At 35.2% G+C, this 20,715-nt stretch carries 20 protein-coding genes and 1 pseudogene; 19 read left to right on the top strand and 2 right to left on the bottom strand.

Annotated features, from left to right (window positions below; genetic code table 11):
• Positions 1-73: 73 nt before the first annotated feature.
• The 7 genes from CGC52_RS04075 to CGC52_RS04045 all read left to right on the top strand — a co-directional run bounded on the left by CGC52_RS04075 (position 74) and on the right by CGC52_RS04045 (position 5,270).
• Entirely contained in the window at positions 74-1,228 is a 1,155-nt protein-coding gene (locus tag CGC52_RS04075; protein ID WP_095893506.1) for an AAA family ATPase, read from the top strand.
• Positions 1,209-1,658 carry a hypothetical protein gene (locus CGC52_RS04070; protein WP_095893505.1) on the top strand — a complete coding sequence of 150 codons (450 nt, stop codon included), beginning with the start codon at positions 1,209-1,211 and terminating at the stop codon, positions 1,656-1,658. The genes CGC52_RS04075 and CGC52_RS04070 overlap by 20 nt, the downstream gene beginning before the upstream one ends.
• A 322-nt stretch (positions 1,659-1,980) precedes the next feature.
• A complete protein-coding gene (locus CGC52_RS04065; protein WP_042345923.1) occupies positions 1,981-2,637 on the top strand; it encodes a hypothetical protein in 657 nt (218 codons plus the stop codon).
• Positions 2,638-2,981: 344 nt separating this feature from the next.
• Positions 2,982-3,212 carry a ferredoxin gene (locus CGC52_RS04060; protein WP_042008246.1) on the top strand — a complete coding sequence of 77 codons (231 nt, stop codon included), beginning with the start codon at positions 2,982-2,984 and terminating at the stop codon, positions 3,210-3,212.
• Positions 3,213-3,236: 24 nt separating this feature from the next.
• A complete protein-coding gene (locus CGC52_RS04055) occupies positions 3,237-3,845 on the top strand; it encodes a porin family protein (RefSeq protein ID WP_157908992.1) in 609 nt (202 codons plus the stop codon).
• A gap of 5 nt (positions 3,846-3,850) precedes the next feature.
• The gene (locus tag CGC52_RS04050) at positions 3,851-4,348 is read left to right on the top strand and encodes a hypothetical protein (protein ID WP_231550006.1); all 498 of its coding nucleotides are present in this window, start codon (positions 3,851-3,853) and stop codon (positions 4,346-4,348) included.
• Positions 4,349-4,358: 10 nt separating this feature from the next.
• Positions 4,359-5,270, top strand: a complete 912-nt coding sequence (locus CGC52_RS04045) for a DUF6427 family protein (RefSeq protein ID WP_095893503.1) — start codon at positions 4,359-4,361, stop codon at positions 5,268-5,270.
• Here the strand turns inward: CGC52_RS04045 and upp are convergent.
• Positions 5,241-5,897, bottom strand: a complete 657-nt coding sequence (gene upp / locus CGC52_RS04040; RefSeq protein ID WP_042344448.1) for a uracil phosphoribosyltransferase — start codon at positions 5,895-5,897, stop codon at positions 5,241-5,243. The two genes, CGC52_RS04045 and upp, sit on opposite strands and share 30 nt — an antisense overlap.
• Positions 5,898-6,170: 273 nt before the next feature.
• Between upp and CGC52_RS04030 the strand changes: the two genes are divergently transcribed.
• The 4 genes from CGC52_RS04030 to CGC52_RS04015 all read left to right on the top strand — a co-directional run bounded on the left by CGC52_RS04030 (position 6,171) and on the right by CGC52_RS04015 (position 12,073).
• Positions 6,171-7,091: a type IX secretion system membrane protein PorP/SprF gene (locus CGC52_RS04030; protein WP_095893501.1), complete on the top strand. Its 921-nt coding sequence runs from the start codon at positions 6,171-6,173 to the stop codon at positions 7,089-7,091.
• A gap of 31 nt (positions 7,092-7,122) precedes the next feature.
• Positions 7,123-9,078 (top strand): OmpA family protein, encoded by a 1,956-nt coding sequence (locus CGC52_RS04025; protein WP_095893500.1) that lies wholly within the window; start codon positions 7,123-7,125, stop codon positions 9,076-9,078.
• A gap of 137 nt (positions 9,079-9,215) precedes the next feature.
• Complete coding sequence (gene ligA, locus CGC52_RS04020) at positions 9,216-11,207, top strand: NAD-dependent DNA ligase LigA (protein WP_095893499.1); 1,992 nt, start codon at positions 9,216-9,218, stop codon at positions 11,205-11,207.
• 203 nt (positions 11,208-11,410) lie between these two features.
• Positions 11,411-12,073 (top strand): aspartate kinase, encoded by a 663-nt coding sequence (locus tag CGC52_RS04015; protein WP_042009567.1) that lies wholly within the window; start codon positions 11,411-11,413, stop codon positions 12,071-12,073.
• 131 nt (positions 12,074-12,204) lie between these two features.
• Here CGC52_RS04015 and CGC52_RS04010 read toward each other — a convergent pair whose 3' ends face one another.
• On the bottom strand, positions 12,205-13,410 hold the full coding sequence (locus CGC52_RS04010; protein WP_095893498.1) for an ISL3 family transposase: 1,206 nt from the start codon (positions 13,408-13,410) through the stop codon (positions 12,205-12,207).
• 253 nt (positions 13,411-13,663) lie between these two features.
• Here CGC52_RS04010 and CGC52_RS04005 point away from each other — a divergent pair, with 253 nt between their 5' ends.
• From CGC52_RS04005 to CGC52_RS03970, 8 genes and pseudogenes are all read left to right on the top strand, one after another.
• Entirely contained in the window at positions 13,664-14,272 is a 609-nt protein-coding gene (locus CGC52_RS04005; RefSeq protein WP_095893497.1) for a TetR/AcrR family transcriptional regulator, read from the top strand.
• A 41-nt stretch (positions 14,273-14,313) separates the two neighbouring features.
• Positions 14,314-15,663 carry a TolC family protein gene (locus CGC52_RS04000; RefSeq protein WP_095893496.1) on the top strand — a complete coding sequence of 450 codons (1,350 nt, stop codon included), beginning with the start codon at positions 14,314-14,316 and terminating at the stop codon, positions 15,661-15,663.
• Between the two features lie 71 nt (positions 15,664-15,734).
• Positions 15,735-16,730, top strand: coding sequence for a YhcG family protein (locus CGC52_RS03995; RefSeq protein WP_095893495.1), 996 nt, complete (start codon positions 15,735-15,737; stop codon positions 16,728-16,730).
• 5 nt (positions 16,731-16,735) lie between these two features.
• Entirely contained in the window at positions 16,736-17,233 is a 498-nt protein-coding gene (locus tag CGC52_RS03990; protein WP_095893494.1) for a GNAT family N-acetyltransferase, read from the top strand.
• Positions 17,234-17,244: 11 nt separating this feature from the next.
• Positions 17,245-17,970, top strand: a complete 726-nt coding sequence (locus CGC52_RS03985) for a nitroreductase family protein (protein ID WP_095893493.1) — start codon at positions 17,245-17,247, stop codon at positions 17,968-17,970.
• Positions 17,971-17,988: 18 nt separating this feature from the next.
• Positions 17,989-18,417 (top strand): annotated as a pseudogene (locus tag CGC52_RS03980) (Bro-N domain-containing protein); the annotation flags it as partial.
• Positions 18,418-18,745: 328 nt separating this feature from the next.
• Positions 18,746-19,915 (top strand): efflux RND transporter periplasmic adaptor subunit, encoded by a 1,170-nt coding sequence (locus tag CGC52_RS03975; protein ID WP_095893492.1) that lies wholly within the window; start codon positions 18,746-18,748, stop codon positions 19,913-19,915.
• 510 nt (positions 19,916-20,425) lie between these two features.
• Positions 20,426-20,683, top strand: a complete 258-nt coding sequence (locus CGC52_RS03970; RefSeq protein WP_095893491.1) for a hypothetical protein — start codon at positions 20,426-20,428, stop codon at positions 20,681-20,683.
• Positions 20,684-20,715: the final 32 nt, after the last annotated feature.

The following is a 20,715-nucleotide window of genomic DNA, read 5'->3' as shown; positions in this document are numbered from 1 at the left end:
TCTATTATTGACAAATATGCTGATGATTAGGAATTATAAGTACAGTTGAAGAAGTAAAAATTAATTTATAAAAATGGAAACAACGGAAAGATTATATTTAAAAAACTTTGGACCAATAAAAGAATTGGACATCGAAATAAAACCACTAATGGTTTTTATAGGTGAGTCAGGTAGTGGGAAAAGTGCCATTTTGAAATTAATGTCGCTTCTTCGTTGGGTGCATAAGCAGAATAATTTGGCAAATTTTTTCCAAGAAGAAATAAATAAGAATATTTTCTTTAAGAATCTACAAACAAGCGAGATAGAAGAGTTTATTTCTGAGAAAACAGAAATTGTTTTTGATTTAGGTTGTGCTAAATACCAACTAAAAAATGGAAAATTTGAAGTTACAAAATGTTACGATACTACTTTTGATAAAGTTATTTTTTTAAGTGAAAATAGAGGGATTTTGCCTAATATTTTCAATCAAGATTTTAGCTTAAATATGGAAATTCCGTATCATTTAGAAGATACTTTTTTTAATTTTAAAAATGCTATTAAACAAAAGAAAGATTTTTTTATAGAAGCTACGAAATTGACTTTATTTGAAAAGAAAGCAGAGTTTCATTCGGAATATTTCGTTAAAGGTGATGATTTTGAAATGAAATTTAAAAATGCTTCTAGTGGAACTAAAAATGCCTCTTTCTTGGAGTTAATTGTTAATTATATATCACAAAGATATGATTTTAATGAAGTCTTACAAAATGAAAATAAACGAAGAGGGTTAGGTGGTGGAAAGACAGGGAAAATCTTTAATAATGCTAAAAACCTCTCCATCTTCATAGAAGAACCTGAACTCTCTTTATTTCCCGCTGCACAAAGAAGATTGATAAATCGTTTAGTAAAAGACTGTTTTGTAGAAAACAAACAAGAAAATTGTACTACCCGATTGGCTTTCGCAACACATAGTCCGTATATTTTAACCTCTCTTAATAATTTGCTATTGGCAGGTGAAATAGCAAAATTGAAACCTGAAAAAGAGGAGGAAATAAATAAAATTATTCCGAAAGCATATTGGCTGACTATGGAGCAAATAGGTGTATTTTCAATAGAAAAAGGAATTGTAAAACCTGCTATTTATGAAGATGAAAATCTGATAAATGGCGATTACTTGGATAGTCTTTCGGAAGAAATAAGCGAAGAGTTTTCAAAATTATTGGATATTAAGTATGAAGAAGAGGGAAATTAAAGATGTACATAAAAATAGTTGTGGAAGCATTGCTACTTGTAAGGAAAATGGAAGGGAATTTGTTCTAAAAAATGCCAATGATTTTTATAAAGTGCGGATAGATAATGGTGTTGTTCCAAAAGGAGAAGAGCCTAAATGTTGTGATTATTATTTTTTCAAAGAAGATGAAATAGAAATTTTTGTAGAACTCAAAGGACGTAATACGGAAGATGCTTTTTCTCAATTAGAACAAAGCATAAATGATTTTTCGTACGGTTATCCAAAAAAATATGCTTTTGTAATTTCGTTAAATGGATTGCCTAAAACAAATACCAAATTACAAAACTTTGAAAATAAAATGAAACGAAAAAAAGTAGATTTTAAGCAAAAAACAAACCGATTAGAATGCTCTTATAATAGTGACTCAAAGAATATAGAAAATATAAAATAATTTTTTAATCTTTTGGAAAACAATTTGAAATTCGGAGGAAGCAAAGTTATGGTATCAGACACTCAAATTTAATGAGTGGATAACCAATTTCACACCAATTGTAACTAAACCTTGTCAAAGTTAACAAGACACCCTTCGGAGCAGTAAAACAACCCAAAGCACCACTAAAAAACTCTCCGAAGCATTTTAATAAGTCGATGTAGAACTAAAATAAACAGATGTACGACTAAAAAGCCTTCCGAAGTATTAAAATAGCAAAGGGAGACTCCAAAACATAAAAAGAATTCAAAGAATAGGAAAATAATTGTAAAAACACTAAAAAATGAAAACATATTATCTATCTAACGAACAAATGCTTCAGAATTTTGGAGCGATGTTTGAAAATCTGTCCAAAGAGGGCGATTTGAAAACAGAATTAGCAGAATACGGCTACGACGATGCCAAAATCGCTGAAGGAAAAGCCCTTTACGATGAGGCTCGTAAAACATTCGATGCCAATATAAAAGAAACACGCGAAGAGACATCGGCGTCATTGGCTTTTCAGGAAAAATATCAAAACGTACAGAAAAAATATAGTACACATCGCAAAAAGGCACGTATCGTCTTTGAGGACAACGAAGAAGCTCTTCGTCAGCTTAAACTCAAAGGAAGTGCTGCCCGAGCCATCGCCGCAGCTATGGAAGAAATGAGAGCGTTTTATCAGCTTTTGGATACCACCCCCAATCTTCTTACGCCACTAAAACAACTAAAAATCAACGAACAAGATGTCAAAAATCAGCTTCAAGAACTCCCCGAAGTAGAAAAAGCCTACGCTACCTATCTGCAAGAAAAAGGAGAAAGCCAACAAGCTACCCGAGACAAAAACAAAGCCTTTGAAACCCTCGATAAATGGGTATCGAAGTTCCATAAAGTGGCTAAAATCGCCCTTGAAGACCGTCCACAACTTTTGGAAGCTCTCGGGAAATTTGTAAGAAGCTAACGTATTTTTAGAAAAGACAAAATACGGGTTCAAATATAAGATGATTTGTTTTCTTAAAGAAATTTTCTAAATAAGTTGATTTATAAAATTGGAAAATGAATAAAGTATGATGGGAATAAAAAACGGATTTTTCCTACTAAGCTGAGCAAAGTCTCAAAAGCAAGTATATGAGCGAAGCTTTCAATAATTGTAATATAGAAAAAAGCAAACAACTCTGTCAGGCTGAGCGAAGTCGAAGCCTCGTGATTATAGAGCTTCGACTTCGCTCAGCTTGACAAAAAAAACAGCCTGACACGAAAAAATATCATCGTACTTTTATAACACAATTTAAAGATAAATAAATAATGGTAGTAGTAACCTTACAGCGTGATAAATGCATTGGGTGTAATTATTGTGTGGAAGTAGCTCCGGAGCAGTTCCAAATGTCGAAGAAAGACGGAAAAAGTGTTTTGCTTCGCTCTACAGAGAAGAAGGGGTTTTTCACACTCAAATCGCACGATGATAGTATTTATGAAAATTGTGCAGAGGCTCAAAAGGTATGTCCCGTTAAAATTATTTCAACTAAAAAAATATGATGTTTAACTAAAAAATATATGAATATGAAAAAAATATTATTTTTGCTATTTATTGGATTATTTTTCCAACAGGCAAAAGCACAGTATGTAGGGATTAAAGGAGGATACAATTATGCTTCATTAAGTGGAGATGTAAATCCTGGGGTTGAACTTTCCAGATATCACGGTTTTTACGGTGGAGTTACGATCGATTTTCCTTTGTCGAACTTGTTTTTCGTACAAACAGAGGGACTCTATACTCGCATAGGGGGAACTGTAAATGTTGCAGGAAGTGGTGTAAACGTTGCATTAGATTATATTTCAGTTCCAGTTTTGTTAGGAATGAAAGTTTATGAAAGACTTAGCGCTCAAGTGGGGCCACAGTTTAATTTTTTGGCTAAAAAATCAAAATTTTCGTACAAAAAGAACGAGGAAGAAGTGATTGTTGAGAAAGCATTCGATAACTTTGACTTATCGCTCGGTATCGGACTGAAGTACACTACTTCTTCAGGTTATTTCGTTGAAGCACGATTCAATCAAGGATTGACAAATATTGCGGATAGTTCCAATGAATCGTTAAAAAAAATGAACATAAGTTCCACGAATAATTTTAAAAATTCGTATATTTCCATTGGAATGGGATATAGATTTTGATGTGTATGAGAAAAATAAGAAAGGTTACTTTTATTTTGATGAGCGTTTGGTTTGTTTTTGTAGTGCTTTTTGCGTGTACAAAATCTAAAATTGAACGTAATCCGTATTTGCCTGAAAGTAGGTTTTCTTATACCATAAATTTGAATCTGCCTGTATATAACTCATTGAAGTATCCACAGAATACTATCTATATTTCAGAGATTGGACTTAAGGGTGTTTTTGTAACGCACGTTAGCAATAATCGGTATGTAGCATGGGAGGCAGCTTGTCCGAATCAATATCCGTCAGCTTGCGATCGATTGTATTGTGCTTCGAAGGAGGGAGAGAGGTTTCAAATCTGTACAAATAATTCCAATGCGTACATTTTTGTGATATGCCCTTGTGATGGTTCGGTTTATAACTTGGTGAATGGCAGCGTTATGGTGGCGTCATCGGAACGTAGCTATCCGTTGTTGAACTACAATGTGTCCGTTTCGGGGAATCAAATTACGGTATCTAACTAATTGATTGAAAATGATTTCTAATAGATTTGAAAATAGAAAACCCGCCAATTTGTTAGCGGTAATCTTAGCAGTAATTTTTGGACAATTGCTCTACGAGTTTTTTATTTTCGATACCATTTGGAATGTATGGCATGTTTTCAGAATCATTGGAGTAGCTTCTTTACTGTATGTTACATTGTATTTTTTAAATAAAATTGATCGTTGGAATGAATTGACTCAAGGAAACTCCTATTCATTATTGTTTTTTGGGGTATTCGTGATTCTTTTTCCTACTGCGTATACTAATTTGCTTATTTTAGCTTCCAATTTACTTATAACTATTGCAATATGGCGGATGTTATCATTGAAAAATGAAAGAAATATTCCTCAAAAGATATTTGATGTCTCATTTTTGATACTTTGTGCGGGGTTATTCAATGTTTATGCTTTGTTTTTTTTGCTAAACGTATGGATTTCACTTCTTTTGTACCGTTCTAAAAAGAAAAAATATTGGTTAATTCCTTTTTTTGCTATTTTTTGTGTTGGAATTTTATCATCTGCAATGTTTTTGGTATTGGATCTTACCTTTACAGTTCCTTCAACAGGAGATTTATGGGATTTTTCGTATCAAAAGGCATTGCACCCACCCATGTTATTTTCGCTAATTTTAATGGGATTCATACTCATAACATCATTGCTGGTCTATTTTTTTAAGAATAAATACCATAGCGGAAGCAGTCAATTGATTGTACAGATTTTGTCTGTAGGTCTGATTGTAACCTTTTTTTCAAAGGAACCGGTCTTTATATTCACGCCCCTTTCGATATTGTTTGCCCTTTATGTTGAAAAAATAACAAAAAAATGGCTAAAAGAAACCGTTTTGTGGTCACTGTTAACCATTCCTTTGGTGGTATTATTGTTGCATTTTATATCCGAAAGCTAAATCACCTGCATCTCCCAATCCTGGAATGATGTATCCTTTTTCATTTAGTTTGGGATCAGTGGTGGCAATCCACAGGTGAGTGTCCTCGGGGAAGTTTTTTTCTAAGTAATCTATTCCTTCTTGAGCACCAATAACAGCAAACAAATGTATTTCTTTGGGTTTTCCCAGGGAATTGAGTGCGTTGTAAACGTTTACAAATGAGCGACCTGTAGCAAGCATAGGGTCAGCTAAAAAAAGAATTTTATTTTCTAAGGAAGGAGAAGCTAAATATTCCACTAAAATATCAAAATCTGTTTCAGAGGTGTGTTTGCGGTAGGCAGAAATGAAAGCGTTGTCAGCATTGTCAAAATAGTTCATAAGTCCTTGATGAAGTGCTAATCCTGCTCGTAAAATGGAGCATATAACCACGTCGTCTTTAGGGATTTCTACTTTTTTCTCACCCAATGGAGTCGTTACGATTTCTGATTTGTACTGTAAAAATTTACTCATTTCATAGCATAGAATTTCTCCTATACGTTCTAAATTCGTACGAAAACGCATACGATCTTTTTGAACGTTCACATCTCGTAATTCGGCTACGAAGCGATTTAAAATCGAAGGCTTTTCGCCTAAGTGGTGTATGATCATATGTATCAGTATTTTTACATGTTTTGTCTTGCAAAGTTACAAAAATTAGAAGAAAGAAGAATGCCTTCTTTAAGAGATATTTCCGACATAAAATTTAAAATGAAGATAATCAGCAAGAAAAAGAAATTTTTACTTCTAAAAATAATTCGTTTTTCTTGTAAGTACGCAATAAAAAACGTATTTTTGCCTCCGTTTGACATGTCTTATGTCAAATTCATGTCTAACGCATAGTTTTGACATGTAAAGAGAGGGATGAACTTTTAATTTAGTTATATGAAGAAGAATAAGTTAGTAGCTTTGTGTATGTTCTTTCTGTGTGCATTAGGATTCGCTCAACAAGAATCACAGTACACACAATACATGTACAACACGATGATGTTTAATCCGGGATATACGGGGTCTCGTGGTGTTGATAGTTTTTTTGGTATATTCCGAGCGCAGTGGATTGGTTTGGATGGAGCTCCTCGCAGTGGAGGGATTAGTTATCATGCTCCTCAGGAGCGTTTGCGAAACGTGGGTTTGGGGTACTCGTTGTTCTATGACGCAATAGGGCCACAAACCAATACGAGTTTTATGTTAGATTTCTCGTATACTTTGAATTTTGATAATTCGAAGTTAGCTTTTGGTTTAAAGGGTACAGCAGAGATTTTTAGTTTGGATTATAATAAACTTCGTTTGTACGATCCATCAGACACACATTTTTCGGAGAATAGTACTATATTTTCACCGAATGTAGGAGCGGGTGTTTTTTGGTATTCGGATAAGTATTACATAGGTTTTTCGGTTCCTAATTTGTTGGAGACAGAGATTTACGAGTCAAAGGATCGTAGGGTTTCTGTATTGAAAAACACTCAACATTTTTATTTGATAGGGGGATATGTTTTTGACTTGAGTGATAATATCAAGTTCAAACCTGCTGTATTGTCAAAGATGTCTTATGGAGCTCCTTTGCAGTTGGATGTATCTGCAAATTTCATGTTTAATGAGCGTTTTGTGTTTGGAGCTGCTTGGCGTTGGTCAGCTGCAGTGAGTTTGATGGCAGGTTTTCAGGTGAATGATCGTTGGTTTATAGGCTACGGTTATGATTTTGAGACTACAGAACTTTCTCGTTACAACTCAGGTTCTCATGAAATCTTTTTACGCTATGAATTGGTGAAGATGTACAAAAAGGTTGTGTCTCCGCGTTTCTTCTAATTAAAGTTTAAATCTTGAAGGTAATCATACTATGAAAATATACCATAAATTATTGTTTTTTCTATTATTAGGAATAACGGCAAATATTTTTGCACAGGAAAAGGAATTACAGAAGGCGAATGATTTGTATCAGAATTATGCTTATGTAGATGCTATTAAGATATACGAAAGTATAGCTAAGAAGGGTTTTGTGAATCAGGAGTTGTTGGAGCGTTTGGGTAATTCGTATTATTTCAATGCTGATTATACGGCAGCATTGGTTTGGTATGAGCAATTGTTTGCCAATCCGGAGTATAAGTTAAAGCCAGAATATTACTATCGTTATTCACTTTCGTTAAAATCGGCAGATCGTTATGATGAGGCTGATAGGATGATGGTTAAGTTTGTTGAGTTGACAGATGCGAATGATACAAGAGCGGTATTATTCCAAGAGAACAGGAATTATCAAGAGATTATCAAAGATAATTCGAATCGTATGGATTTGTATCATACGGATATCAACACAGAGCATTCAGAGTATGGAGCTGCGTTCTATGGTGGAGATAAGGTTATTTTTGCAGCGAGTAATAGCAGTATGTTCAAGCAAACTTCACAATGGACAGGCGAGAGTTTTTACGATTTATATGAGGCTTCTCGCGACAGCATTTCTCTTGATAAAAAATCACTTTTCTCATCGGATATTAATACAAAATTCAACGAATCTACGGCTGTCTTTACTAAGGATGGCAATACCGTTTATTTCACACGTAATAATTATGTGAATAAAAAAGTGGGGATGAATAGTGAAAATACTATTCTCTTAAAAATTTTACGAGCGACTAAAGATGCTAACGGTAAGTGGGGCAATGTGATTGAGATGCCTTTCAATAGTAATGTTCATAGTGTTGCACATCCAGCGTTAAGCCCTGATGGGAAGTATTTATACTTTGCTTCAGATATGAAAGGAACATTAGGAAATTCTGATATATTTCGTGTCCAAATACTCAAAGATGGCTATGGAAAACCTGAGAATTTAGGAAATGTGATTAATACCACAGGGCGTGAGTCTTTCCCATTTGTTTCCGATGATAATGTTCTGTACTATTCATCAAATGGTTTTCCAGGTTTGGGAGGTTTGGATATTTTTGCGGTTAAGCTGTATGACAATGGAACAACTTCAAAACCAATCAACATTGGAAGACCTGGAAATAGTGCCGATGATGATTTTTGTTTTGTAATTGACAGTGATAAAAAGATAGGATTTTTGACTTCAAATCGTCCAGGAGGAAAAGGCAAAGATGATATTTATTCCTTTTATGAACATACACCGCTACGATTTGTATGTACACGAACTATGCGTGGAATTGTAAAAAATCAAGAAACCAATGAAATTATTCCTGATGCTAAGGTGACTTTATCAAATAAAGATATGGCGTTGTTGGGTTCTAAACAGGCAGATTCAAAAGGAGCTTTCCTTTTCGATGATGAATCCATAAACTGCACAGACGCACACTTCTACTTAAAAGGAGAAAAAGAAGGATTTGAAACAGCAGAGGTCAATGTAGTAGCAGGAAAAGATAAAGAAATTTATTATGAGATTCTATTGAAACCGCGTGTGGTTAAGGTTGGAGAAGGTACGGATTTAGCAAAAGTACTTCATATAGATAATATTTATTTTGATTTAGATAAATCGAATATTCGTCCTGATGCTGCGGTGCAATTAGCTAAGGTTCTTGAAGTTATGAAAGAATATCCGAATATGAAAATTGATGTCCGTTCACATACTGACAGCAGGGCGTCACATGCTTATAACTTGTCATTGTCCGACAGAAGAGCAAAATCCACCGTAAAATGGATTATTGATAACGGAATAGATAAGAGTCGTATCACAGGAAAAGGATATGGAGAAACTCAGTTAGTTAATGGTTGTTCGGATGGTGTTTCATGTTCTGAAGAAGAACACCAAGCAAATCGCCGAAGTGAATTTATTATCGTAGAACTGAAATAAAACTACGCGATAAAAAATATGAAAAAGAGACTGTTCCCAACAAGAATAGTCTCTTTTGTTTTTCGTACGTTAATTGCGTTTGAAAATTTCATTGATGTAAAAAAAACACTACATTTGTGGCTTAATAATCTCAATAAATGGACGTCAAAAATCAAATAGAACAGCTTAGAAACGAACTTAATCAGCATAATTATAATTATTATGTATTGGACAATCCAATTATTTCTGATTACGAGTTTGATCAAAAATTGAAGGAATTACAGTTGTTAGAAAATCAACATCCTGAATTCTTCGATTCTAATTCGCCAACAGTTCGTGTGGGTGGGACTATTACTAAAAATTTCAATACTATCACACATGAATTTCGGATGTATTCTTTGGATAATTCTTATTCAAAAGAAGATTTGGAAGAGTGGGAAAAACGTATCATTAAGCTATTAGGGAGTCAGAACCTCTCTTTTACTTGTGAATTGAAATATGACGGAGCTTCGGTTGATTTGCTTTATGAGAAAGGGAAACTAACCCAAGCTACTACACGCGGAGATGGTTTTCAAGGCGATGAAATTACTGCAAATGTACGTACAATTAAGAGCGTACCGTTGGTTTTGCAAAACGATTTCCCAGAGCGTTTCCATATTCGTGGAGAAATTATCTTACCTAAAAAAGGATTTGAAGAAATGAATAAAGAACGTATCGAAGCAGGGGAAGATCCTTACATGAACCCTCGGAATACGGCAAGTGGCAGTCTGAAATTGCAGGATACCTCTGAAGTAGCGAAACGCCCATTGGATTGTTTACTGTATGCATTAGTTGGTAGTGTAAATATAAAAACACAATATGAAGGTTTGGAAAAGGCTCGTTCCTGGGGTTTTAAAGTTCCCAAAGAATCAAAATTATGTCATTCCACCGATGAGGTAATGGACTTTATTAACTATTGGGATGTACACCGCCATGATTTGCCATATGAAATTGACGGTGTGGTGGTCAAGGTCAACGATATAGCTCTGCAAGAAGAGTTGGGATACACCTCAAAATCACCACGTTGGGCAATGGCATATAAATTTAAGGCTGAACAAGCGACAACTACCTTAGAAAGTATTTCGTACCAAGTCGGGCGGACAGGAGCCATTACTCCTGTAGCAAATCTCACCCCTGTATTGTTGGCGGGAACTATCGTAAAACGAGCATCCTTGCACAATGCCGACCAAATAGAAAAGTTAGATATTCGTGTCGGAGATACGGTTTTTGTAGAAAAAGGCGGTGAAATCATTCCGAAAATCGTAGGAGTAGCGCTTGATAAGCGTCCCTCAGGCTCTATGATAACAACTTATATTTCACATTGTCCTGAATGTCAGTCTGAATTGATACGTAACGAAGGTGAAGCACAGCACTATTGCCCTAATGTTGAAGGTTGTCCTCCTCAAATTACAGGCAGAATTCAACATTACATCTCGCGTAAAGCCATGGATATCGAAGGTTTAGGTGGAGAAACTATAGAGTTGCTATTTCGTTCAAAACTAATTGAGAATTACGCAGATTTGTATGAGCTTACAGTATCAAAACTTTTGCCATTGGAACGAATGGCATCCAAAAGTGCTGAAAATATTATCAAGGGTATAGAAAAATCAAAAGAAGTTCCTTTTGAGCGAGTGCTTTTTGCTTTAGGAATCCGTTACGTGGGTGAAACGGTGGCTAAAAAATTGGCTCGGCACTATAAAACGATTGATAACTTAGAAAAAACCACACTCGAAGAACTTATGCAAGTAGATGAAATAGGTGTTCGCATAGCTGAAAGTGTAGTTCAATTTTTTGACAATGAACAGAATAAAAATATTGTCAAACGACTAAAATCCTATAATTTACAATTTTCATTATCTGAAGAAAGTCTGGCAAATCAAACTGAAAAGCTTAAAGGATTCACGTTTGTGGTTTCAGGGGTATTTCATTTACATTCTCGTGATGAGTTGAAAAACATCATTGAACAAAATGGAGGAAAGGTAGGTTCGTCAATTTCTTCTAAAACAAGCTATGTGATTGTGGGTGACAACATGGGGCCAAGTAAAAAGCAGAAAGCTGAAAGTTTAGGCATTCCGATGATCAGTGAAGAGGATTTCATAAAAATGCTTTAGATTTTAATATAGAAAAACTGATGATGATTTCAGAAAAAATAAGGATTTTATTTATGATTGCTTTGGTTAATAATTCAAAAAGAAAAGATATTTTATAGGTTTTTAAAATTTTAGCAAAAAAAAATAAACTTATATTGTTACAAAGATTTTTTTTATTGTAATTTTGTAACGAAATAATAGTGTGAACTTAAAATTATGTACTAATGAAAACCGTTTCATCTGCCGTAGAGAATTATATAAAATCAAAACCATTCTTGCAGACGGCTCTATCACAAGGGATTATCAATTTGACTTCGCTGGCTCGTATCATTCGTAAAGAAATTCAAACTGATACAACCAGTAGGGAAGTGCGCAATGGTGCTATCGTTATGGCACTCAAACGACTTTCTACAGATATGGAATTTCGTTCGACACACCGCATTGTTAAGGTTCTTAAGAATATAGGTGAGATTATTGTTCGTTCTAATCTGACGGACTACACTTTTTTAGTTTCTGAAACTCTGTTAAATAATCAATCTGAGTTGTTGCGACAAATTCAAAATACGAAGGACGTGTTCTACGCTTCCTCGCGCGGGGTAAATGAAATTAGTTTGATTGTTAGTAATTCAGTAGAGCCTATTGTTGAAACTGTGTTTAGCACAGAAAGATGTACTCATAAATATAGTAATTTAGGTTCCATAAGCGTAAAACTTCCAGAAGAAAACGTTTCAATTCCAGGTATTTACTACTTTATTTTCCAGAGATTGGCATGGGAAGGAGTTACTATGAATGAGGTGATTTCAACATCTAATGAGTTTACAATTGTAGTTCCTGAAAGTCAGATAGATATAGCGTTTAAGGTAATTAAAGATTTGAAAATGCTGTAAAAAATATTAGAATTAAAAATAGGATTGTCCGAAGAGTTGTTATTTAAAAAATATTCTCCCACTTGAATAAATTTGTGTAAGTTTTTTAAAATAAATTTCTGAATGTTAATTATTTATATTTTTTGGCATTACTAATTTTTTTGTGAGCTAAACTTCAGATTACCGAAGTAAAAGAGGGTGTTTATTCTGAAACGCTCAAAGTTTAAGAATCCTCTTGCTTTTGAAATAACGGATTGTATTTTTCCATTCATATTTTCGTGCTTCCCGCTGGATGTTTGAGTAACTATCGCATTGATAATCCCTTGTAAATGATTATCAAAGGTCTTTATCACTTCATTTACAGCGGTTATGGATTGACTTATTGCATTATTTTTCCATAGCTCGTAATTGAATGATATACAATCCTTTAAACCAAATAAATACTTGAAATTCTCTCGTATTTGCCACGCCTTTGCCGTAAGTAAATTCTCACTAAGCATTTGCTCAAAGGCTCTTTGTTGCTCTTCTGTGCGATTTTCTTCGTTCTTTAATACGGTGTATTTCTGTCCTTTAAGCAATTCGGTTTCTTTTACCTCTTTTCTTCTGGTCTTGTCAATGGCTTGGGATAACTTCTTGAATAGATGAAACTTATCGTGTACAATCATCGCTTGAGGAGCTATATCCTTAATGGCGTTTATATAAGGTTTCCACATATCCATATTTACCCTTTTCAGGGAGGGCTGTTTTTCTTGTGAATTAATACTGAAAAACAAGGCTTTTACATTTTTTTCTTTTCTACCTTCGGTCATTTCTACTACACAATTTTTATCGCTATCGATAAGAATTGTAGCGTATTTATGTCCGTGAGAATATGCTTTTTCGTCTAAGCTAACATTCTCTAAATCATTTACTTCTCCTCGTTCCAAAAGTGATTTTTCTACGGCTGATTCCATAATGCTTCTTATCATATATGGGGTGGTATGCATCAGTTCTGCAACGGTGTTTTGTACCTTTACTTTATGTAAAGTCTCTATGACTTTGGCGGCGAATAAATGCGTGTATCCCTTGTATTTAGGTGCAAAATGGATGTCGATAACCTTAGGCTTACCATCCTCAGAAAGGTAACGAGGTAGACTGCAAACCAAGTAACACCGATAGTCAAACCAATTTAAATGTTGCCACTCTCGCTCGGGGGTGGTATCATACAGTTTGTAACGCTTTCCTTCTTTAACAAAATGGGTGTTAAGGTATTTCAAGTGAATTTTAATGATCTTATTTTCTTCGTCTTTTACTATCGAAGTGATCGCAAAATCATCTGTAATACCCAACATCTCTCTCAAAAAATCTACAAAGTCCATTCTTTTCTCGCAAAGTTAATCATAAAAATTTTACTAATGCCTTTTTTTTAAGCTTAAAACATTCTTCATCAAACTAATTAAACAATATAACAAAAAATCCAGCTTTTCGGACAGCTTCTTTCTCTTTTCATATAACACACAAATATATAGTAATTTTCATAGCTTTCGTTAAAAGTTAAATATAGGTTAAAACGCGGAAACTAAAGTCTCGTTTTCAGTTTCCTTGGTATATTTGCGCTGAAAAATTCGAACGATGGCAAAAGAACAACTCATTACAATAGCACGTGACCTTCTGATTGACTTAGGTATCAAATCCGTTACGATGGACGATATCGCCCGAAAAGCGGGAGTTTCCAAAAAAACGCTTTACAATCACTTTAAGGACAAAACCGACCTTATCCAAACAGTGGTTCTGTACGTTAGCAAGGAACTCAACGAGCAAACCAAAGCAATTATGACCAACAGGCAAAACCCAATTGAGCAACTTTACGAAGTGGAGCGTTTCTTTTCGTGTCAGCCTGTAATTGTGAACAATTCGCCTCAAAAACAGCTACAAAAATATTACCCAAAAATATACAAAGAGCTACAAAACAAGCAATTGCAAGAAGTTGGCGGATTAATTCTGGAAAATTTAAAAAGAGGCATCGAATTGGGAATGTACCGAAAGAATATCAACTTGGATTTTACGATGCGATTGTACCTACACATTATGATTGAATCGGGCAATGATTTGCTCTTTTTCAAGGATTATGACAAAAATATCATCTCGACAAGTTATTTGGAATATCACATTCGAGCCATCGCCACCCCGAAAGGAGTTACCACCTTGGAAGAAATTTTAAGAAGAGACAAAAAGAATTAAAAACTAAAAATCATACAATTAAAAAATTCATAATAAATACAATGAATCATAAATTTATTTTTATTTTACTGATTTTCTGTGGATTGTCAGGATTTTCGCAAGAAACTCAAATATATCAATTTTCATTGGAAGAAGCCGTTTCCTTTGCCATCGAAAATAATTTAAAATCCAAAAACGCCGCAGCTGACATTGAGGCTGCCCGCAAGAAGAAATGGGAAGCCACAGCCACCGGATTACCGCAAATCAATGCCAAAGTAGATTATCAACACTTTTTAAAACAACAAGTTACGCTTATTCCAGCAGAATTTTTCGGAGGACAAAAAGGCGACTTTGCCGAAGCCACTTTCGGAACCAAGCAAAACGTAAATGCTTCTGCTACGCTTTCGCAATTGATTTTTGACGGTTCTTATCTCGTTGGTTTGCAGAGTGCTAAGGTGTATTTACAGATTTCAGAACTTTCCAAACAAAAAAGCGATATCGAACTGCGAAAAACCGTTGTCGATGCTTATGCCAATGTACTTCTTTCGGAAGAAAGTATCCGAATTTTAGAAGAAAACAAACGTGTTTTGGAGAAAAATCTCGCCGAAACCAAAGCCATTTTTGAAAACGGATTGGGCGAAGAAGAAAATGTGGAACAACTCCAAATCACCCTTGCCAACATCAGCAATAACCTGAACAATACCAAGCGTTTGCACGAACTTTCTAAAAAAATGCTCAATATTACTTTGGGGCTGAATTTGGATGACCGCGTACAACTGAAAGACCATCTGGAAGGACTTATCACGTATACCGTAGCGGAAAGTATTGAAAATCAAACAGATTTTAATTTGGAATCGAATATTGATTTTAAAATTGCTTCCAATAGTGTGCGTTCGCAAGAATTGCTCGTGAAGTTTGAAAAAAGCCAGTCGCTACCTCGTTTGAGTGCTTTCCTCAACGGAAGTTACAACGCTTTTGACGATAAATTTTCATTTCTCGACACGAACAAAAGATGGTTCGGGAGTGCACTTTTTGGCGTGAGTTTGGAAATCCCGATTTTCAGTTCGTGGATGCGTTCAAGTAAGGTGCAACGCTCTCAAATTGAGCTTGAAAAATCAAAAAACGATTTGAATTTGGCAAAACAGCAGTTACAAATGCAACACGATAAAGCGTTGAGCGACTTACAGTTTGCCATTGAAGAACATCATACTTTGCGTGAAAATCTGAATTTGGCAAAACGCATCGAAAACAAAAATCAAATCAAATACACCGAAGGTTTGGCAACGAGTTTCGACCTGCGTCAAGCCCAATTGCAACTCTACGCCGCTCAGCAGGAATTTCTGCAATCGATGGTTAATGTGCTGAATAAAAAAGAAGTTTTAAAATCGTTACAGACAAATCAAAAAAACTAAAAAGACTAAAGAAAATCGAAAAATGAAATTTTGTTTAGAATAAAAGCGTTTTCTGCATAAAAATCAAAATTATGAATATCGAACCTACAAGTTATACCAATTTAGTTTCAGAAATAGGAAACTTGCTTAAAAAAGGAAGAGAACAAGCCGCTACTTCTGTTAATACAATTTTGGTACAGACCTATTGGTTGATAGGTAGATATATTGTAGAGTTTGAACAAAAAGGAAAAGAAAAAGCAACTTATGGAAGTGAACTTTTAGAACGATTATCAAAAGACTTAACTGCTGTGTATGGGAAAGGATTTAGCAGATCTAACTTATTTTATATGAGAAAATTATATGTAAGTTTCCCAAATAGTGAGACATTGTCTCACAAATTGAGTTGGTCTCATTATTTTGAAATTCTGAAAGCGGAACAGCCTTTGGCGATTAAATTCTATACCATTCAGGCTGAAAAAGACAATTGGAGTGTAAGGGAACTTAAAAGACAAATGAAAAGTATGCTTTTTCATCGTTTAGCGTTGAGCAAAGATAAAAAGGGTATCTTGGAATTGGCTGAAAAAGGACAAGAAATACACAAAGCCCAAGATATATTAAAAGACCCTTATGTTTTGGAATTTTTGAATCTTCCGATGCAACATCAATATTTGGAAAGCGAATTGGAAGGTAAATTGATTTCTAATTTACAAGATTTCTTGATGGAATTAGGAAAAGGATTTACTTTCGTTAAAAGACAATACAGAATTTCTCTCTCAGGAAATCATTTTTATGTAGATTTGGTATTTTACCATCGTATTTTAAAATGTTTTGTGCTTATAGATTTGAAAAGAGGAGAGGTGAATCACCAAGACATTGGGCAAATGAATTTATATCTAAATTATTTTCAAAAGGAAGAAAATGTAGAGGGAGATAATCAGCCAATAGGCATTGTATTAGGAGCGTACAAAGATCATATTTTAGTAGAATATGCAACTGAGAATATTAGTAATCAACTTTTTGTAAGCAAATATCAATTATATCTTCCTGAAAAAAAAGAATTGGAAAGGGAATTGGAAAAATTGTTGTAAAAACTATGGATTTTATTTTAAGTAAATTTGAAGATAAAGATTTTGAGCATTATTTTCAATTGGTTGGCGATATTCGTGTAATGGAGATGATTACCGAACGAGCCATTCCGTTGGAGGAAGCGAAAAACGATTTTGTAAAGGAATTGACAAAAAATCAAATACATCCCGATTTCGGAATTTTTAAAATTATAAATACTGAAAATCACTGTTTTATAGGATTTACCAAATTAGAGGTTGAAACATCAGAAAGCAAAGAAGCCGAATTGGGGTATATGATTTTACCCGAATTTTGGGGTAAGGGCGTCGCAGGAAAAGTCGCCAAATATTTGGTTGATTTTGCTCAAAATCATCCGCAAATAGAAGAGCTTTTTGCTATTATCGACCCTAAAAATATTCCTTCGAGGAAGATATTAATAAACAATCATTTTGAACATCAGGAATATAAGGATTTTGACGGATTGCCCGGAGAAATTCTTAGGCTGAAATTCAAAAATAAAACATAATTACAAAAATTATGAACCTAAAAGATATATTAAACTACCGTCGTGCTGTGCGTTTGTATGACGAAACCCAACCTATCGAAACAGAAAAAGTCCGCGAATGTTTGGAATTGGCACAGCTCGCTCCCACAAGCTCCAATATGCAACTATGGGAAGCCTATCATATTACAGATAAATCCGTTATGGCGAAACTAACCGAAGCCTGTTTGTCGCAAAGTGCCGCAAAAACCGCTCAGCAAATGGTGGTTTTCGTCACTCGGCAAGATTTATATAAAGAAAGAGCTAAAGCCATTTTGGAGTTTGAAAAAGGCAATGTACAACGCAACAGCCCTTCGGAAAGACAAGCCAAGAGAATAAAAGACCGAGAAACCTATTATGGCAAATTGATGCCTTTTTTATATCGCAGATGTTTCGGTTTGTTAGGTTGGGTTCGCAAAATAATGGTGCTAAGCATCGGACTATTTCGCCCGATAGTAAGACAAGTGTCCGAAGCCGAAGTACGAACCGTGGTACATAAAAGTTGTGCATTGGCAGTACAAACTTTTATGATAGCAATGGCTGAAAAACAATACGATACCTGTCCGTTAGAAGGATTTGATAGCAAATTGGTAAAAAAAGCGTTAAAACTTCCTTCCGATACAGAAATCAATATGATTATCACTTGTGGCATTCGAAAAGAGGGCGGCATTTGGGGCGAAAGATTCCGCGTTCCGTTCGAGGAAGTATATCATCACGTGTAAAAAACTCAATAGTAAAAAATGGAAAATAACATAAAAATATTTGAACAGAAAAAAGTACGTTCGCAATGGGACGAGCAACAAGAAAAATGGTGGTTTTCCATCGTTGATGTGATTGAGGTTTTAACAGAAAGTCCCAATCCGAGAAAGTATTGGAGTGTTTTAAAAACACGTTTAAAAAAAGAAGGAAGTGAGTTGGCTACAAATTGTAGTCAACTGAAAATGCTTTCTTCTGACGGGAAATATTACAAAACCGATGTTGCTGATACCGAACAATTACTAAGGCTTATCCAATCTGTACCCTCACCCAAAGCCGAACCTTTTAAACTTTGGTTGGCTCAGGTAGGTAGCGAACGTTTGGACGAGATGCAAGACCCCGAAATTTCCATAGACCGAGCTTTGCAGCAATATCTCAAACTCGGATATTCCGAAAGTTGGATTAACCAACGGTGCGACCCGCACAGGGAATTTGAACTAAACGAACCTTTAAAAATATTTTCAACTCATTCAAACTTTTTATCAGTATAGGTGAAGTTTTTTATAAAGAACACAATTACATTTTCAAGCTCATAAACTGGCATTGGAGACGAAGCGTTTAAAAAATCGATGAATGAAGCACAGAAAATCTCCACTGCCCGAGCGTTAGCGAGTTTGGAGATTTTCAGCAAAATGAATTGATTTTTAGCTGAGTATCCAAAGCCTTGAACTTTTGGTTCAAGCCAAAAGTACGAAGAAATAGAAACAAGAATAAATCAAACAACAAATAAAATCAGTTACAATGAAATACATTAACATTCAACTTATTATTTCCGCATTGGTATTGTTGGCATCGTGCGGAGAAAGCAAAAACCCATCGGTGGAAGAAGTCATCGCAAAAGGTTCAAAATCGGAAATCCGCCAGAAAAGAGATGAAATTTCTGCACAAATAAAGGAACTCGAAACGCAAATCGCTTCGCTTGATGCTTCACTCAGTAAATTTCCCGAAGAGGGTTCGGCTCAGGTGCTTGTATCGCTTTTGGAAGTGAGAGACACACTTTTCAACCACTTTTTGGAATTGCAAGGAACGATAAAAACCACTCAAAACATCACCCTAAATGCCGAATTCGGAGGAGTTTTGGAGAGAATATACGTGCAAAAAGGTCAAAATGTACAAAGAGGACAACTTCTGGCATCGATTCAAGATGGTGGAATTTCCCAACAATTATCACAACTTAAAATCCAAGCCGAATTGGCAAAAACTACCTTTGAGCGTCAATCGCGATTATGGGAAAATAAAATCGGGTCGGAAATTCAATACCTACAAGCCAAATCGGCTTACGAAACACAGCAAAGTGCGGTGGAGCAAATGCAAAAGCAGGTTGCCAAAGCCAACATTTACGCTCCGTTTTCAGGGGTAATTGACGATGTGATAACCGACGTGGGAACGGTGGTAGCTCCCGGAATGCCTGTGCTTCGGCTTGTGAACCTGTCGGATATGTATCTGGAATCGGAAGTGCCTGAGCAGTACATTGCCCACATAAAAAGAGGAACACAGGCGAAGGTGGACATTCCCGTTTTGGGGGAGCAGTTGGACACGAAAGTAAGTCAAGTGTCCAACTTTATCAATCCGTCCAACCGCTCGTTTGGAATTGAAATTCGTTTGCCCAACAAAAATAACGCCATCAAACCCAATATGACAGCTCGTTTGCAAGTGAATGATTATCAGAATAAAGAAGCCATTTTGTTGCCTCTTGATATCATTTCGGAAAATGCCAAAGGCGAGCAATATGTGTTTCTTGCCAAAAGCACCAATACGCAAAATCAGTACGTGGCTGAGCGGGTGGTCATCACCACAGGGAAAACACAAAACGGCTTTACGGAAATTCTTTCAGGGTTGAAAAAGGGCGACAAAATCATTAAAGAAGGAGCGAGAAGTGTGCAAGAAGGACAACGTGTTTCGACTTTGTAAGGTTCAGATTTTTGATTTGTCCAACAGAAAATGAATTTTTACTGATAAGAAATCAATTCTAACCGACAAGAAATCGATTCCGACCAACAGGAAATCGATTTTGACCGACAGGAAATCAATTTTATCCGACAGGAAATGAATTCCGACCGACAAGAAATCGATTCTGACTGAAAGGAAATCGATTTTGACCGATAAGAAATCAATTCCGACCAACAGGAAATTGATTCTGACCGACAGGAAATGAATTCTGACCGACAAGAAATGAATTTTGACCGACAGGAAATGAATTCCGACCGACAGGAAATGAATTCTGACCGGTAAAAATCCATTTCTGACAAGTAAATATTCAATTATTATTGGTAAAAATTTATTGATGAGCGGCAAAAATCGATTTATATCAGGTAAAAATCAGTTTATAAGTGGTAAATATATATTTTCACTTGGTAAAAATCGGTTTTAGGACGGTAAAAATGAAATCCGTAGTGGTAATCATAAAAATAAATACAAAATATGAACCCAAATATTCATCAAATACAAGTGAATACACGTGAGGATTTTGCAAAATTCTTGGAAATGCTTAAAAATAATCTCGAACACAATCCGCAAGATTGGGAAAATACCACTTTACCCGATTTTCTGGACGCTTTAAGCCGATATACGGAAGATATTCAGCAGTATTACGCAAATACCAATCAAGATATTGATGCAAATATCGCGAACTGGAGCGTTTTTGCTGATATTTTTAAAGGAGCAATGATTTATGAATGAGAAAAGTGCAGAAATAATCAACATAGTTAAGA

Source organism: Capnocytophaga sp. H2931 (assembly GCF_002302535.1).
GTDB classification, from domain to species: Bacteria; Bacteroidota; Bacteroidia; order Flavobacteriales; family Flavobacteriaceae; genus Capnocytophaga; species Capnocytophaga canis.
The sequence above is the reverse complement of the archived record's forward strand: the minus strand, read 5'-3'. Positions and strand labels throughout refer to the sequence as shown.

What these genes read in the sequence shown, in the direction of transcription:
- CGC52_RS03990 (WP_095893494.1), top strand. Translation starts at nt 16,736, where the DNA reads ATGGATTTTATTTTAAGTAAATTTGAAGATAAAGATTTTGAGCATTAT.
- CGC52_RS04055 (WP_157908992.1), top strand. Translation starts at nt 3,237, where the DNA reads ATGAAAAAAATATTATTTTTGCTATTTATTGGATTATTTTTCCAACAG.
- CGC52_RS03975 (WP_095893492.1), top strand. Translation starts at nt 18,746, where the DNA reads ATGAAATACATTAACATTCAACTTATTATTTCCGCATTGGTATTGTTG.
- CGC52_RS04015 (WP_042009567.1), top strand. Translation starts at nt 11,411, where the DNA reads ATGAAAACCGTTTCATCTGCCGTAGAGAATTATATAAAATCAAAACCA.
- CGC52_RS04000 (WP_095893496.1), top strand. Translation starts at nt 14,314, where the DNA reads ATGAATCATAAATTTATTTTTATTTTACTGATTTTCTGTGGATTGTCA.
- CGC52_RS03970 (WP_095893491.1), top strand. Translation starts at nt 20,426, where the DNA reads ATGAACCCAAATATTCATCAAATACAAGTGAATACACGTGAGGATTTT.
- ligA (WP_095893499.1), top strand. Translation starts at nt 9,216, where the DNA reads ATGGACGTCAAAAATCAAATAGAACAGCTTAGAAACGAACTTAATCAG.
- upp (WP_042344448.1), bottom strand. Translation starts at nt 5,897, where the DNA reads ATGATCATACACCACTTAGGCGAAAAGCCTTCGATTTTAAATCGCTTC.
- CGC52_RS04010 (WP_095893498.1), bottom strand. Translation starts at nt 13,410, where the DNA reads ATGGACTTTGTAGATTTTTTGAGAGAGATGTTGGGTATTACAGATGAT.
- CGC52_RS03995 (WP_095893495.1), top strand. Translation starts at nt 15,735, where the DNA reads ATGAATATCGAACCTACAAGTTATACCAATTTAGTTTCAGAAATAGGA.
- CGC52_RS04075 (WP_095893506.1), top strand. Translation starts at nt 74, where the DNA reads ATGGAAACAACGGAAAGATTATATTTAAAAAACTTTGGACCAATAAAA.
- CGC52_RS04065 (WP_042345923.1), top strand. Translation starts at nt 1,981, where the DNA reads ATGAAAACATATTATCTATCTAACGAACAAATGCTTCAGAATTTTGGA.
- CGC52_RS04050 (WP_231550006.1), top strand. Translation starts at nt 3,851, where the DNA reads ATGAGAAAAATAAGAAAGGTTACTTTTATTTTGATGAGCGTTTGGTTT.
- CGC52_RS04060 (WP_042008246.1), top strand. Translation starts at nt 2,982, where the DNA reads ATGGTAGTAGTAACCTTACAGCGTGATAAATGCATTGGGTGTAATTAT.
- CGC52_RS04030 (WP_095893501.1), top strand. Translation starts at nt 6,171, where the DNA reads ATGAAGAAGAATAAGTTAGTAGCTTTGTGTATGTTCTTTCTGTGTGCA.
- CGC52_RS03985 (WP_095893493.1), top strand. Translation starts at nt 17,245, where the DNA reads ATGAACCTAAAAGATATATTAAACTACCGTCGTGCTGTGCGTTTGTAT.
- CGC52_RS04025 (WP_095893500.1), top strand. Translation starts at nt 7,123, where the DNA reads ATGAAAATATACCATAAATTATTGTTTTTTCTATTATTAGGAATAACG.
- CGC52_RS04070 (WP_095893505.1), top strand. Translation starts at nt 1,209, where the DNA reads ATGAAGAAGAGGGAAATTAAAGATGTACATAAAAATAGTTGTGGAAGC.
- CGC52_RS04045 (WP_095893503.1), top strand. Translation starts at nt 4,359, where the DNA reads ATGATTTCTAATAGATTTGAAAATAGAAAACCCGCCAATTTGTTAGCG.
- CGC52_RS04005 (WP_095893497.1), top strand. Translation starts at nt 13,664, where the DNA reads ATGGCAAAAGAACAACTCATTACAATAGCACGTGACCTTCTGATTGAC.